At 64.7% G+C, this 14180-nt stretch carries 11 protein-coding genes; 7 read left to right on the forward strand and 4 right to left on the reverse strand.

Annotated elements, in window-relative coordinates; genetic code table 11:
* Positions 1-14: 14 nt before the first annotated feature.
* Together ACPW74_RS01375 and ACPW74_RS01380 are read left to right on the forward strand one after the other, a co-directional pair.
* Entirely contained in the window at positions 15-707 is a 693-nt protein-coding gene (locus tag ACPW74_RS01375; RefSeq protein ID WP_103260802.1) for an aspartate/glutamate racemase family protein, read from the forward strand.
* Between the two features lie 219 nt (positions 708-926).
* Positions 927-2141: an aldose 1-epimerase family protein gene (locus tag ACPW74_RS01380; RefSeq protein WP_010672908.1), complete on the forward strand. Its 1215-nt coding sequence runs from the start codon at positions 927-929 to the stop codon at positions 2139-2141.
* A 60-nt stretch (positions 2142-2201) separates the two neighbouring features.
* On the opposite strand, the gene ACPW74_RS01385 is transcribed toward ACPW74_RS01380, so the two are convergent.
* The gene (locus ACPW74_RS01385; RefSeq protein WP_180911355.1) at positions 2202-3992 is read right to left on the reverse strand and encodes an AMP-dependent synthetase/ligase; all 1791 of its coding nucleotides are present in this window, start codon (positions 3990-3992) and stop codon (positions 2202-2204) included.
* A gap of 181 nt (positions 3993-4173) precedes the next feature.
* Between ACPW74_RS01385 and ACPW74_RS01390 the strand changes: the two genes are divergently transcribed.
* Positions 4174-4716, forward strand: a complete 543-nt coding sequence (locus tag ACPW74_RS01390; RefSeq protein ID WP_180911356.1) for a hypothetical protein — start codon at positions 4174-4176, stop codon at positions 4714-4716.
* 102 nt (positions 4717-4818) lie between these two features.
* On the opposite strand, the gene rimI is transcribed toward ACPW74_RS01390, so the two are convergent.
* Together rimI and ACPW74_RS01400 are read right to left on the reverse strand one after the other, a co-directional pair.
* Entirely contained in the window at positions 4819-5268 is a 450-nt protein-coding gene (gene rimI, locus ACPW74_RS01395) for a ribosomal protein S18-alanine N-acetyltransferase (RefSeq protein ID WP_113978432.1), read from the reverse strand.
* 74 nt (positions 5269-5342) lie between these two features.
* The gene (locus ACPW74_RS01400; protein WP_049635924.1) at positions 5343-5780 is read right to left on the reverse strand and encodes a DNA polymerase III subunit psi; all 438 of its coding nucleotides are present in this window, start codon (positions 5778-5780) and stop codon (positions 5343-5345) included.
* Between the two features lie 215 nt (positions 5781-5995).
* Between ACPW74_RS01400 and ACPW74_RS01405 the strand changes: the two genes are divergently transcribed.
* Together ACPW74_RS01405 and viaA are read left to right on the forward strand one after the other, a co-directional pair.
* Positions 5996-7609 (forward strand): ATPase RavA domain-containing protein, encoded by a 1614-nt coding sequence (locus tag ACPW74_RS01405; RefSeq protein ID WP_223954850.1) that lies wholly within the window; start codon positions 5996-5998, stop codon positions 7607-7609.
* 95 nt (positions 7610-7704) lie between these two features.
* Positions 7705-9159 (forward strand): ATPase RavA stimulator ViaA, encoded by a 1455-nt coding sequence (gene viaA / locus ACPW74_RS01410; RefSeq protein WP_223954851.1) that lies wholly within the window; start codon positions 7705-7707, stop codon positions 9157-9159.
* A 12-nt stretch (positions 9160-9171) separates the two neighbouring features.
* Here viaA and ACPW74_RS01415 read toward each other — a convergent pair whose 3' ends face one another.
* On the reverse strand, positions 9172-10176 hold the full coding sequence (locus tag ACPW74_RS01415) for a sensor domain-containing diguanylate cyclase (RefSeq protein ID WP_109112368.1): 1005 nt from the start codon (positions 10174-10176) through the stop codon (positions 9172-9174).
* A gap of 196 nt (positions 10177-10372) precedes the next feature.
* On the opposite strand from ACPW74_RS01415, the gene ACPW74_RS01420 reads away from it, so the two are divergent.
* Both ACPW74_RS01420 and prfC read left to right on the forward strand, forming a co-directional pair.
* Positions 10373-12241, forward strand: coding sequence for a diguanylate cyclase (locus ACPW74_RS01420; RefSeq protein ID WP_425858524.1), 1869 nt, complete (start codon positions 10373-10375; stop codon positions 12239-12241).
* 244 nt (positions 12242-12485) lie between these two features.
* The gene (gene prfC / locus ACPW74_RS01425) at positions 12486-14075 is read left to right on the forward strand and encodes a peptide chain release factor 3 (RefSeq protein ID WP_103255304.1); all 1590 of its coding nucleotides are present in this window, start codon (positions 12486-12488) and stop codon (positions 14073-14075) included.
* Positions 14076-14180 lie beyond the last annotated feature (105 nt).

Raw genomic sequence — 14180 nt, forward strand, 5'->3', positions numbered from 1 at the left:
CATAAGGAGATCCCATGAAATGTATCGGTCTGCTGGGTGGCATGAGCTGGGAGTCCACCGTCAGCTATTACCAGGCCCTCAACCGGGGAGTACGCGAGCGGCTCGGCGGTCTGCACTCGGCGCGGGTGCTGCTGAGCAGCGTGGATTTTGCCGGGATAGAGCGGTTGCAGCACGCCGGTGACTGGCCCGCCACCGCCCGTCTGCTGGCGGCCGAGGCCAGGGCCATTCAGGCCGGTGGCGCCGATTTCCTGCTGATCGGGACCAACACCATGCACAAGGTGGCGCCGGAGATCGAGGCCGCCATCGACATTCCCCTGCTCCACATCGCCGATGCCACGGCCCATCGCCTCCAGGCCGACGGGGTGACCCGGGTGGGTTTGCTCGGCACCCGCTTCACCATGGAGCAGGATTTCTACAAGGGGCGGCTCCAGGAGCGCTTCGGGCTGGAGGTGCTGGTGCCTGATGACGCTGCACGGGAGCGGGTGCACCGCATCATCTATGACGAACTCTGCCTCGGCGACATTCGCGAGTCGTCTCAGGCCGAGTATCTGGCCATCATCGCCGATCTGGCACAGGCCGGTGCCCAGGCGGTGATCCTGGGTTGCACCGAGATCGCCCTGTTGGTGGGGGCGTGCCAGGCCGCCGTGCCCCTCTATGACACCACCGCCATCCACGCCGAAGCCGCGGTGGCACTGGCCCTTGCCTGATGTGGTGCGGGCGGGGTGACCCTCTCGGCGCCCCGCCTGTTTTTTCCTCCTTTCATAACTGTGAGTCAGCCTTCATTTCAGCAGGGCTGAAGCCGTTTTTATTGTCAATCGGCTCACATTTCCTCCGTTTGTCTCTTGAGTCCGGGGCGTCAGACGCCTAGTTTTCGATCACTGAAACGATTCAGCTTTCACAAAAACAAGAGACACGAGGATAAATCCATGTTGAAGAAACTCTCCATTGCCGTGCTGCTCGCCCTGGGCGCCACCGCGGGTCACGCCGCCGAATTTCTGCTGACCGACTCCCAGCAAGGGCTGGATGTGGGGGACTGGAAGATCACCAGCGAGAAGCTCGGCATCAAGAGCCCGGTTCCCTTCACCATCGAGAAGAAACGCCTGCACGGCGGCCGCCAGGAAGGGGTGGATCTGCTCATCGTCGACAACGGCGTCATGAAGATCACCCTGGTGCCGACCCGCGGCATGGGGATCAAGGAGGTCAAGGCGGCGGATCTGCGCCTCGGCTGGGATTCACCGGTCAAGGAGGTGGTCAATCCCGCCTTCATCGATCTCGAGAGCCGTGGCGGCCTCGGCTGGCTCGACGGCTTCAACGAGATGCTGGTGCGCTGCGGCTACGAGTGGACGGGTCATCCCGGAGTGGATGACGACGGCCGCCTCAAGAGCCTCCATGGCCGGGTGCAGAACATTCCCGCCTCCGTGGTCAGCGTGACCGTGGACGACGAGCCGCCCTATGCCATCCACGTGCTGGGCCGGGTGGACGAGCGCACCTTCAAGATGAGCGAACTGGTCACCTGGACCCAGCTGAGCGTGGTGCCCGGTCAGGCGGAGTTTGCCCTGCAGGACAAGCTGACCAACCACGCTGACTACGAGAACGAGTACCAGATCATCTATCACGGCAACTTCGGGGCCCCCATTCTGGAGGAGGGGGCCAGGGTGAGCACGCCGGTGAAGCAGATCTCCCCGTTCAATGACTACGCCAAGGCCGGACTCAAGGGCTGGCAAACCTATCTGGGGCCCACCAAGGGCTTCGACGAGATGGTGTTCAACCTGGTGCCCTACAGCGACGCCGACGGCAATACCCTGGCAGTGCTGAACAACCGGGCCGGCAACGCCGGAGTGGCGGTGGGCTACAACACCAGACAGCTGCCGGTGCTGACCCTGTGGAAGAACACCGACACCCGGGCCCAGGGCTATGTGACCGGCATCGAACCCGGTACCAGCTATGCCTACAGCACCAAGTACCAGCGCCCGCTCGGGCTGGTCCCCAAGATCCAGCCGGGGGAGACCAAGACCTTCGATCTGACCTATCGCCTGCTGCAAAATGCCGACGAAGTGAAGCAGGCCCTGGCCCAGGTGGAGAAGATCCAGGGCGGTCGGGCCACCGAGCTGCGCGAGCAACCCCTGGTCAAGCTGCCATAAGGGAGAGACGCCCAGCAAAAAGCCGCTCCATGAGCGGCTTTTTCATATCAGGCCCGTCGATCAGACGTGGCTGTACATGGCTTCTATCTCGCGCTGGTACTTGGCCTCGATGATCTTGCGGCGCAGCTTCATGGTGGGGGTGATCTCCCCGAGCTCCATGGAGAAGGCGCTCGGCAGCAGGGTGAACTTCTTCACCTGCTCGAACTTGGCCAGCTCCTTTTGCAGATCCTGAATGCGGGCCTCGAAGAACTCCATCACCCGGGAGTGGCGGAGCAGCTCGGTCTTGCACTGGTACTGCAGGTTGATGGAGCGGGCATACTCCTCCAGGGACTCGAAGCAGGGCACGATGAGCGCCGACACGAAGTGGCGGGCATCGGCGACGATGGCAATCTGCTCGATGAAGCGATCCTTGCCGAGGGTCCCCTCGACCAGTTGCGGCGCCACGTACTTGCCGTTGGAGGTCTTCATCAGCTCCTTCAAGCGCTCGGTGAAGTAGATGTTGCCCTCGTCATCCAGCTCGCCTGCATCGCCGGTGCGCAGGAAGCCATCCTCGGTCATCACCTCGGCGGTGGCTTGCGGCTTGTTGTAGTAGCCACGCATCACGGTGGGGGCGCGCACCAGCAGTTCGTTGTTCTCGCCGAGTTTCACCTCGATGCCGTTTAGCGCCGTGCCGATGGAGCCCAGCCTGAACTGGGTGTCTTCATAGCAGCAGACGGTGGCGGTGGTCTCGGTCATGCCGTAGCCGTACTTGAGGTTGAGCCCCATGGCCTGGAAGAAGAGATTCACCTCGTCCGCGAGACGGGCGCCCGCCACCGGCAGGAAGCGGGTGCGACCGCCGAAACGGGCGCGCAGTTTGCGAAACACCAGGCGCTCGGCAAGCCAGAGCTGGCCATAGAGCAGGGGAGAGGCGGACTTGCCCGCCTGACGGGTGGCGACCATCTGTTTGCCCACCCGGGTGGCCCAGCCGAACAGGGCGCGGCGCAGGCGCGGAGCCTGGGCGACCTTGGCCTGGATCATGGCGTAGGCCTTCTCGTAGAGGCGGGGCACGGCGCACATCACGGTGGGCTTCACCTCGCCGATGACATCCATCACCTTCTGCGGGTCGCGAATGTAGACGTTCTCGGCGCCGCAATAGAGCACGTAGTAGCTCCAGGCACGCTCGAACACATGGCTCAGCGGCAGCATGCAGAGGGAGACATCCTGCTCGCTGAGGTCGAGGCGAGCGTCATGCATCTCGAAGCAGGCGGCCATGTTGGCGAAATCGAGCATGACCCCCTTGGGTTCGCCCGTGGTGCCCGAGGTGTAGATGAGGGTCAGCAGGTCGTCCATGCGGTAGTGGCGCTCGCGCTCGCGCAGCACCTGCTCGCTGGGTTGGTGGTTGCCGGAGACGAGGAAGGCCTGGAAGTGGCTGGCCGAGGCGCAGCCGCGCAGATCGACGGTGCCGTCCAGGGCGACGATGTGGCTTATCTCGCCGCTGTCGATGAGGTGCAGCGCCTGATCGAACTGGGGCTGCTCCCCCACGAACAGCATCCTGATGTCGGCATCCTTGACGATGTAGCGCAGCTGATCGAGGGTGCTGGTGGGGTAGATGGGCACGCTGACGCCACGGGCGGCCAGGATGCCGAGGTCGGCCTGGGTCCACTCGGGCATGTTGCGGGCATAGATGCCGACCATCTCGCCGGACTGGTGGCCCGCCCGGATCAGTCCCTGGGCGCAATAATCCATGGCCTGACCCAGGGTTCGCCAGCTGATGGCGCGCCACTGGCCATCCTGCTGGACGCGCAGGGCGGCCTTGTTGCCAAGGCGGGCAATACGCTCACGCATCACTCTAACCAGATGAAACTGCGACATCTCACGCATCCTCAAGTAACAGTTGTGCGCCCGCAGGGGCACCAAAATCGGGGCTGGAGTTTAAACTCTAACATTACAGCTTACAAGTGTGCGCCATTTGTCCTGGATCACAAAGTCGTCAACCAGATGAGAGTGAGGCATGATAGGGGGCAGGGATCGGATTCATTCAGGGAGTTGCACCATGAATATCGGGATCAAGAGCCTGTTCACCGGCGTGTTGCTGCTGTTGGCGGGGGCAGGCGCCCTCTGGTATCTGCTGGGGGGCGCGGGGGAGCAGGATAATCCCTGGCTGAGCGGCGCCGAGGGCTATGAGCAGGCGCAGCGGCTGGCGCTGAGGGAAGGATACCCCTTGCTCTACGTGATCGAGCGCGCCAAGTGCCGACGCTGCAAGGCGCTGAATACCAGGCTGTGGCGTGCCCCCGAGATGCAATCCGCCCTGGCGGGGCTGGTGAAGGTGCGACTCAACCCGGATGCGGGGGATGGCAGCGAGCACATTCTGCGCCGCTTCCCCCAGGTTGTGACGGCCCCTGGCATCTATGTCCAGCGACCGGGTGAGCCGCTTCGCCCCATCAAGATCGCGGTGGATATCGAACAGATCTGGATGCCCGGCGTCACCTACGGCCGCGGCTTCTTCATGCCGCTCTCGGGGGCGGCCTTCGAGGCGGTGCTGAGGGTCACCCTCAGCCTGGAGGATCCCGCCATCGACAACGCGCCCCTGCCCTGAGGGGCGACTGGGGAGTGGGATGAGGGTAGAAACGACAAGGGGGCTGCATGCCCCCTTGTCCGTTGTGGATGGCCTCCCGGCCCAAGTCGGGCGGCTACGGGATCAGCCGAAGTCGAACAGGCGGGACATCAGCACGGCGTCTTCCCTCTCCTGCCCGGTGCCATAGTAGTCGGCGCGGCGGCAATATTCGGCAAACCCCTCGCTCTCGTAGAGGTTGATGGCGGTGCGGTTGCCGGCCCTGACCTCCAGGAACCAGGCCTCGGCCTTGCCGGCCTTGCTGCGGACCAGGTACTCCCTGAGCAGCGCCCGCCCCAGCCCCTTGCCCTGAAAATCGGGATGCACGCAGAGATTCATCAGGGAGCTGTCTCCCGCCACCAGATCCGAGATGTAGAAACCGGCCGGTCGTCCGTCCACCAGCATCAGGCCGTTGAGATAGCGCGGCCCGAAGCAGGAGAGCAGGTTGGCCTGGCTCCAGGGCTCCTGGTGGGCGGCCTGCTCGATGGGGTAGATGGCTTCGAAGTCGGATTCGAGCAGGGGGCGAAAGTGGGGCAAGAGGTCAGACATGGTCACTCCGGACGGGATTCAGGCTTGCGATGGACACCATGGCCGTGCCATGGTCGTGAGCATCAAGGGGTGTGGCGCTGCCGGCACTGCTGCCAGAGGGCGCGCTTGTGTGCCCCATCGGGCTTGAGCGGGCAGACCAGGGCATCGGGCCAGCGAGGGTCCGGCGCCGTCAGCCAGAGCAGGGGCGAAGTGGCCCCCGCGGGTAGGGAAGGCATCTCGGACAACAGGGAGACCTCGTCCGTGCCAAGGCCGAGCCAGCGGCAGATGTCCCCGAGCAGGGAGGGCGCGGGCAGCGTCTCTGCCAGCAGCCAGAGCTTGCCGGTCGGCAGAGGGGCAGTCTCCTGCGGGGCCAGCACCTCGTCGGCGGGCGTGTTTGCCGGCTGTGCGGCGCCGTCGGGGCTGGTGCCTCCCGCCAGGAGTCGGCCTCTTTGTTGCCAGAGGGGGATGCCCATGCGGGCCAGAATGCGCTGGCGCAGCGGGTCCAGCAGGGGATCTTGCATGGCGAAGGCTCACTCTTGATCTGCGTTGGGGTAAATAATGATGCGCAGAGTACACTCTCGCGGGATTTGCTGCACCCCGGACGTGCGCTTTTCGCCCTGTGGCGATGGCAAACGAGCGCCCCCCGGGGGCAGAGATGACAGACAATGAGAGTGGGGCGGGGCCAGAGGCCGGACCCCGACACCACGGATGACCTATCAGCTTCGGAACTGTGCCTATGCCGCCTTTAGCCCAGAATACTGTTCGTGCCACCCCCATTCATGAGCGCCTGCCACGGCTCCTTTCCGCCCTTGGTGAGGGACTGTATGAGCGCCAGGATGCCCTGCGGCTCGGCCTGCTGGCGGCCCTGAGTGGCGAGAGCGTCTTTCTGCTGGGCCCCCCGGGCATCGCCAAGAGCCTGATCGCGCGGCGCCTCAAGCTGGCGTTTCAGGATGCCCGCCATTTCGAATACCTGATGACCCGTTTCAGTACGCCGGAGGAGGTGTTCGGCCCCCTCTCCATCCAGGCGCTCAAGGAGGATGGCAAGTACCTGCGGTTGACCAGCGGCTACCTGCCGGAGGCCGAGGTGGTCTTCCTCGACGAGATCTGGAAGGCGGGCCCCGCCATCCTCAACACCCTGCTCACCGCCATCAACGAGCGGCAGTTTCGCAACGGCGACAGCCAGCACCCCATTCCCATGCGGCTGCTGGTCACCGCCTCGAACGAGCTGCCGGCCCCGGACAGCGGGCTGGAGGCGCTCTACGACCGCATGCTGGTGCGGGTCTGGATGGACAGGGTGCAGGAGAAATCCAACTTCCAGGCCATGCTGGCGAGCGATGGCCAGTCCCATCAGAACCTGACCCCCTCGGTGCAGATTCGGGGGGAAGAGTACGACGCCTGGCAGGATGCCATCGAGCAGGTGCGCCTGCCGGACGCCTGTTTCGAACTCATCTACCAGCTGCGCCAGCAGCTCGACAGTCAGCTCGGGCACGGCTGCTATGTCTCGGATCGGCGCTGGAAGAAGGCGGTGCGGCTCATCAAGGCGAGCGCCTTCTTCAATGGCCGCGACGAGGTGGCTCCCCTGGATCTGCTGCTGTTCAAGGATTGCCTCTGGCACGACGAGGCCTCCCGCACCGCGCTGCTGGAGATGATCGGCGAGTTTTCCCGCCTCTACGGCTACCAGCAGCTGGCGCTGACCCGGCAACTGCTGACCCTGCGCGAGCGGTTCAAGCAGTTGAAGGGGGCCGTCGCCCAGCGCATCGGCAGCAAGGCGGTCAAGCGCAAGCAGTGGTTCGGTCGCCGCGCCCGCGGCACCGAGCTGCCGCTCGCCAACGCCAGGGCGTTCGGCAAGCAGGTGCACTTCCACCTGCTCACCCCGGCGCCCCTGGACGGCGGCGATCCCGACCGCCTGACCGAGACCCTCACCTTCGATCGCACCCTGCTCTCCCACTGGCACCCCACCGGGGAGGCCCTGGTGGGCTGGCAGCTCGGCAATCCCAAGGAGGGGCACTACGAGCTGGTGCTGGACGAGCAGCTGCGGCTGCACGTGCTGGATATCCAGCGCCAGCCCGTGCCCCTGGTGCTGGTGGAGCGGACCCCCATCCCCGAGGTGGTGATGAGCCCTTGGCTGGCGGAGCTGGAGGAGCTGGCGAGCCAGGTGGTCCGGGTGCAGCAGAGCCTCAAGGGGCAGCGCAGCCTGTTCGATCGCCACCAGCCCCATCTGTTCGTGGGGGACCACTGGCTGCGCCAGGTGGAGGACAGCTTCTTCGTGCTGAACCGGGATCTGGAGCGGCTGGGGGCTGAGCTGCAGCAGTGGCGGGATCGTCTGCCTCTTCTCGATGCACAGGGGTGACGTCGCGTCTGACGTGGGGCTGGTGAAATAAACAGGATGAAAAACATGTTTAGTCAGCATGATATTCCATCACATCTCAACGCCCGGGGTGGCCCATGCTAGAGATCGGCATGATGGATCTGGGGCTCCTCATCGGCGAGGGGGAGCTGGCGGGGGAGATGGCGCTGCTGCTGGCCTCCACCCCGAAGATCTCCGAGTTCCTCAAGCGCTCGCCCCTGCAGGGGAAGCTGCTCAGAAAGCGCATCCAGACCTGGAGCGAACAGCTTGGGGAGGAGATGCGTCACAAGCCGGTGCCGGTGGCTCTCGAGCGGGAATACCTGCTCTATCAGGCCCACCGGCAACTGCCCCTGCCGGAGCTGGTGGGGCGACTGCCCGCCCTGCTGGAAGCCCTTGAGCAGCACAGCCCCTTCGCGGGGGATGCCCGCAGCCTGGTGCGCCAGATAGTGGCCCAGCCCACCGAGGGGCTGCGCCAGCTCTTCATCGAGAAATGGCGCGCCAGCCTGGTGGGCAGCCTGTTGCAGTTGCAGCAGCAGATAGCGGAGGCGGAGCGGGAGAAGCAGCGCCAGGAGATAGAGGATCAACTGCTGGCCAACCGGACCCTGGCCGATGCCCTGGATCCGCACCAGATCTCCGCCGGGGGGCTCTGGGATCTGGCCCAGGGGAGCTGGCACAAGCGCAGCCTGGCGCTGGTGAAGCAGTACGCCCGCATGTTGCAGCAGGAGCCTCTGCTCGCGGAGATCGCCGCCCTGCTTGGGCGCAGCGAGCGGGAGCGGCGCAGCGAGGACAGGACGCTGCCGCCGGTGCCTGTGCACGAGCTGGAGGAGGTGCAAAGTGACGATGTGCCCGACGATCTGGTGGGGGTGCACCCGGCCAGCGATCTGATGCGCCTCCTGCCGAGCGAGGCGGTGATGCTGGCGCTGCCGGAGCTGGAACTGGAGTTCTATCGCCGTTATCTGGAGCGGCGCCTGCTGAGCTACCAGTCGCGGGGCACCCTGCCGCGCCAGCGTCTGATGCTGCGCTCCCCCGAGCAGGGAGGGCAGGAGGTGCAGCCGCGTGGCCCCTTCATCGTCTGCGTCGATACGTCAGGTTCCATGGGGGGCTATCCGGAGGAGTGTGCCAAGGCGCTGTTTCTCGCCCTGCTCAAGGGGGCGATGGAGGAGAAGCGGGGCTGCTATCTGATGCTCTTCTCCACCGAGGTGGCGACCCTGGAGATCACCGCCGACACCGGGCTTGAGAAGGCGGAGCGCTTTCTCTCCATGAGTTTTCACGGAGGGACCGATCTGGTGCCCTGCCTGGAGCAGGCCCTGACCCAGCTCGAACAACCCGCCTTTGCCAAGGCCGACGTGCTGGTGATCTCCGACTTCATCGCCCAGAACCTGCCCCACCCCCTGCTCGAGCGGATGAACCGGCGACGGGCGCAGCAGACACGCTTCCATGCGGTAGCCATGTCCCGTCACGCCAAGGCGGCCATTTTGCGGGTGTTCGACAACAGCTGGCTGCTCGATTGCGGCCTGCGTGGACGCCTGCTGCGGCGCTGGCAGCGCCATTGAGGGCGCTCAGGCTCAGAGAGTGGGCCTGTGGTAGAGGCCCCGTTCGTTGACCTGCTCCTGATCCAGCAGCGGTTGACCGCTTGGCTGGGCAATGTAAAAACCCCGCTTGCCGCTGCGTTTGACCCTGTACATGGCCTGATCCGCCCGGGCCAGCGCCGCGCCGAAATCGTCCTGGGGCCGGATGGCCGCAATCCCCATGCTCAGTCCCACCGAGGCGTCCCCGTTGGGCAGCTCGAAGGGGGTGGCGATGGCATCGATGCACTGGCGGGCGAGGTGGCTGGTGCGGGGATCGTCGCACGCCCAGGGCAGCAGCAGCACGAACTCGTCCCCGCCGATGCGCCCCAGCCGTACCTCCTCGCCGCAGCAGTGGCGAAGGCGCTGGGCAAGGGAGACCAGCAGTTCGTCACCTGCCCGGTGGCCCAGGTTGTCGTTCACCAGCTTGAAGTCATCGAGATCGATGAAGCAGATGGCCTGGTACTCCCCGGGAAAGTGGCGGTGCAGCGCGGTGCGGTTGAACAGGCCGGTGAGGGGATCCCGGTGGGCAAGCTGGGCGAGCTGCTGCTCGTACTCCTTCTCGTGGGTGATGTCGATGTGGGTGCCCATCACCCGGACGGCGTTGCCCTGATCATCCCGCTCCACCACCCGGCCCCGGTCCAGCACCCAGGTGGTCTTGCCATCCTTGGCGATCATGCGGTGCATCGCCTGATAAAACGGGCTCTTGCCCTCCAAATGATCGAAGAAGGCCTGCAGCACCTGCTCCCTGTCCTCCGGGTGCAGGTGGGCGCGCCAGACGTCGAAGTGGGCCGACAGCTCCTTGGGCTGGTAACCGAGCATGGAGCCCCAGCGCCGGTTGAAGATGATGAGTTTGCCGGTGGGCACATGGTTCTGCCAGATGCACAGGCCGGTGCCGTCCATGGCGGCGTCCAGCTTCTCCCGCGCGTCATCCGCGATGCGTTTGAGACGCTCGTTCTCCAGCAACAACCTGTCGTAAGCCTCCCTCAGCTCCTCGTAGGTCATTCCTCATCCCTTCCCCTGTTCGAAAGCATATATAGTCGATGCACTCTACTCCTTCTGTAAAGAAGGGGATAGGGGAGGCTCTCGTCCGATATGAGGCGTTTTCCCACCCTCTGACGGCTGTGCGCCCAGAGTCTGTGGGGATATGATGACAGCGATGAGCGTGGCGTCCGGCCGGTGAAGAGGAGAAAACGTCCGCATGAAGATCCTGATGGGATGTGGCCTGTTGCTGTGGCTGGGGGTTGCCCTGGCCCAGGCGGCGCCACTGGCCGGGCACGAGATGCAGCTGGCGTTGCAGCAGCTGGAAGAGTCGGCGATGCCGGTGCAGGTGTTTCGCGAGCGCGTCGCCGCCCTGGTTGCCGGACAGGCACACTATCCGCCCGAGGTGCAGGGGCGTCTTGCCCGGCTGCAGTGCTGGGCCCTGCCGGGTGAACGGGACGAGGAGTTTCGCCGCGCGGTGGCGTTTGCCGAGCAGGGGCTGGCACAGGCCCGTGCCCGCAAGGACAGGGTCACCGAGGTGGGGTTGCTCGCCTGTCGCGGCTATCACCGGCAACTGCTCGGCAACATGGCCGGGGCCGGGGAGGATTACGACGCCGCCCTGACCCTGGCTCGCCGGCTCGGGGATGAGCGTCAGCGTGCCGACATCCTGAGCCTGCGGGGGGAGATGTACTCCTACCAGGGGGAGCTGGCGGAGGGGCTGATGGATCTCATCGATGCCCACCAGCGATACGAGGCGCTCGAGCTGGAGGCCAAGGGGCGCGAGGTGCTCGCCAATATTGCCAATGCCTATCGCAGGATGGGGCTCTATGAGCGGGCCGAGAGCTATTTCAAGGAGCTGGAGCACGACTACCGGCAGCTCGGGGTCGAGGAGTACCTGGTGGACATTCACAGCCAGCAGGGGCTCCTCTACATCGACACCGAAGAGTACGACAAGGCGCTGCCCCTGATGGCCGAAGCGGAGCGTTACTATATGGGATCAAACCAGGAAGGGGTCCTGGCCTGGAGCCGGATAGAGCTGGCCACCATCCTGCAGAAACAGGGCAAGCCGGACCAGGCCATGATCAAGCTCGATCAGGCGGCAGCCTCCCTTCATCAGGGGGAGGGGGCGGACAGCGTCACCCTGGGCCACTGGCACCTCGTCATGGCCGAGGTCCTCGAGGCCCTGAACCGACCCGGCGAGGCGCTGCGGCACCTGGACGAGGCCGAGCCCATCTTTACCCGGGAGCAGAACCTGCGCTTCCTCGCCCGGGTGCATGAGACACGGGCCCGGGTGCTGGAGCGTCAGGGGCACATCCAGTCGGCCCTCACCAGCCTCAAGACCTATGTCGAGACCCGCCAGGCCCTCGAGCTCAGATTGCGGGAACAGCGCTCCTTGCAGATGCGTTTCGAGTTCGATCTCGCCCGCAAGGAGCTGGAAAACCAGACCCTCAGGTCCCAGCAGCAGTTGCAGGCGGAGAAACTCAAGCAGTTGCAGGAGCGGCGCTACTGGCAATACCTGGTGGTGGCCCTGCTGCTGGTGGTGATGGGTACCCTGGTGGTGCACCAGCGCGGGCGCACCCGCAAGATGCAGCGCCTCGCCATGACGGACGAACTGACCGGCATCCACAACCGGCGCCAGATCCAGGCCAAGGGGCGCAAATGGTTCACCCAGGCCCGGGAGGAGGGCAAACCCCTGTGCGTGCTGCTGCTGGATGTGGATCACTTCAAGAAGGTGAACGACCAGCTGGGCCACCACGTGGGGGACAGGGTGCTCACCGCCGTGGCCCAGTGCATCGAGGAGCAGTTGCGCAGCCTCGACAGGGTGGGGCGCAACGGCGGCGAGGAGTTTCTGGTGCTGCTGCCGGATACCCTCCTGAACGAGGCCGTCGAGGTGGCGGAGCGGATCCGCCAAGCCGTCGCCCGTCTCGAGATTGAGGGGGTGCCTGCGGATCACCCCATCCGCATCAGCATCGGCTGCGCCCAGTACAAACCCGAGGATGACAACCTGGGCGAGCTGGTACGCCGGGCCGACGAGGCCATGTACGAGGCCAAGCTGGCGGGGCGCAACCGGGTGATGACGGCCCGGTGAGGCCGACCCCGGGCCCCCGTGATAGCGGGCTGGGTATTTTTCACTCGCGCGGGTATAATGCCGCGCAATTTTGCTTTGATCCGGGGCCAGACCCATGTAATGCAACGCGCTTCTCCTGTCTCCACCGGCGGTCACTGACCCGCCCGCGTGGTGTCGTTGTCTGCATGGGCGCCCTGATTCCAAGGTGCTGTCCCGCATTTTTCCCACGGTGGCTCCAGGCCGCCGCTCAATAGAAGAACGTCGAATTATGTCAGCTGAATTTCTGAGTGAAGTCTCCAAGAGACGCACTTTTGCGATCATCTCGCACCCGGATGCGGGTAAAACCACCATCACCGAAAAGGTCCTGCTGTTCGGACAGGCCATTCAGCGCGCCGGTACCGTCAAGGGCCGTGGCTCGGGCCAGCACGCCAAATCCGACTGGATGGAGATGGAGAAGCAGCGCGGTATCTCCATCACCACTTCCGTGATGCAGTTCCCCTATGCCGATTGCCTGGTCAACCTGCTCGATACCCCGGGTCACGAGGACTTCTCCGAAGATACCTATCGTACCCTCACGGCGGTCGACTGCTGCCTGATGGTCATCGATGCCGCCAAGGGTGTTGAAGACCGGACCCGCAAGCTGATGGAAGTGACCCGGCTGCGCGACACCCCCATCCTCACCTTCATGAACAAGCTGGACCGCGAAGTGCGCGATCCGATGGAGGTGATGGACGAGGTGGAGCGCGAGCTCAACATCATGTGCGCCCCCATCACCTGGCCCATCGGCTGCGGCAAATCCTTCAAGGGTGTCTATCACCTCTACAAGGACGAGACCTACCTGTATCAGAGCGGTCAGGGCCACACCATCCAGGAGAAGCGGGTGGTCAAGGGGTTGAACAACCCCGAGCTGGATGCCGCCATCGGCGAAGATCTGGCTGCCCAGCTGCGTGGCGAGCTGGAGCTGGTGCAGGGCGCCTCTCCCGAGTTCGATCACGACGCCTTCATCGCTGGCGAGATGACCCCGGTCTTCTTCGGGACCGCCCTCGGCAACTTCGGTGTCGACCACATGCTGGATGGCCTGACCGACTGGGCGCCAGCCCCCATGCCGCGCAAGGCCGAGAGCCGCGAAGTGGTGGCGACCGAGGAGAAGTTCTCCGGTTTCGTGTTCAAGATCCAGGCGAACATGGACCCGAAACACCGCGACCGTATCGCCTTCATGCGTATCGTGTCAGGCACTTACTCCAAGGGCATGAAGATGCGTCACGTGCGCATCGGCAAGGACGTGAACATCTCCGACGCCGTCACCTTCATGGCCGGTGACCGTGAACAGGCGGTCGAGGCCTGTGCCGGCGACATCATCGGTCTGCACAACCACGGCACCATCCAGATCGGCGACACCTTCACCCAGGGTGAAGATCTCAAGTTCACCGGCATCCCGAACTTCGCGCCGGAACTGTTCCGCCGCATCCGCCTGCGTGACCCCCTCAAGCAGAAGCAGCTGCTCAAGGGGCTGGTGCAGCTCTCCGAAGAGGGGGCGGTGCAGGTGTTCCGTCCGCTCATCAGCAACGACCTCATCGTCGGTGCGGTCGGTGTGCTGCAGTTCGACGTGGTGGTCTCGCGCCTCAAGAGCGAGTACAACGTCGAGGCCATCTACGAGGCGGTCAACGTCGCCACCGCCCGCTGGGTGGAAGGGACCGACGTCAAGAAGTTCGAGGAGTTCAAGCGCAAGAACGAGGTCAACCTGGCCCTCGATGGCGGTGACAACCTCACCTACATCGCGCCGACCATGGTCAACCTGCGCCTGGCACAGGAGCGTCACCCGGACGTTCACTTCCGCCAGACCCGCGAACACTGATCACCCCGCCCGCACCCAGCGGGTGGCGGATGACCAGAGAGACCCCGCTTCGGCGGGGTTTTTTGTTATGGGGCGTTTCATTGGAAGGGGCGTAGATCCCCATCC

The organism is Aeromonas sp. INTO2 (assembly GCF_049860605.1).
GTDB classification, from domain to species: Bacteria; Pseudomonadota; Gammaproteobacteria; order Enterobacterales; family Aeromonadaceae; genus Aeromonas; species Aeromonas caviae.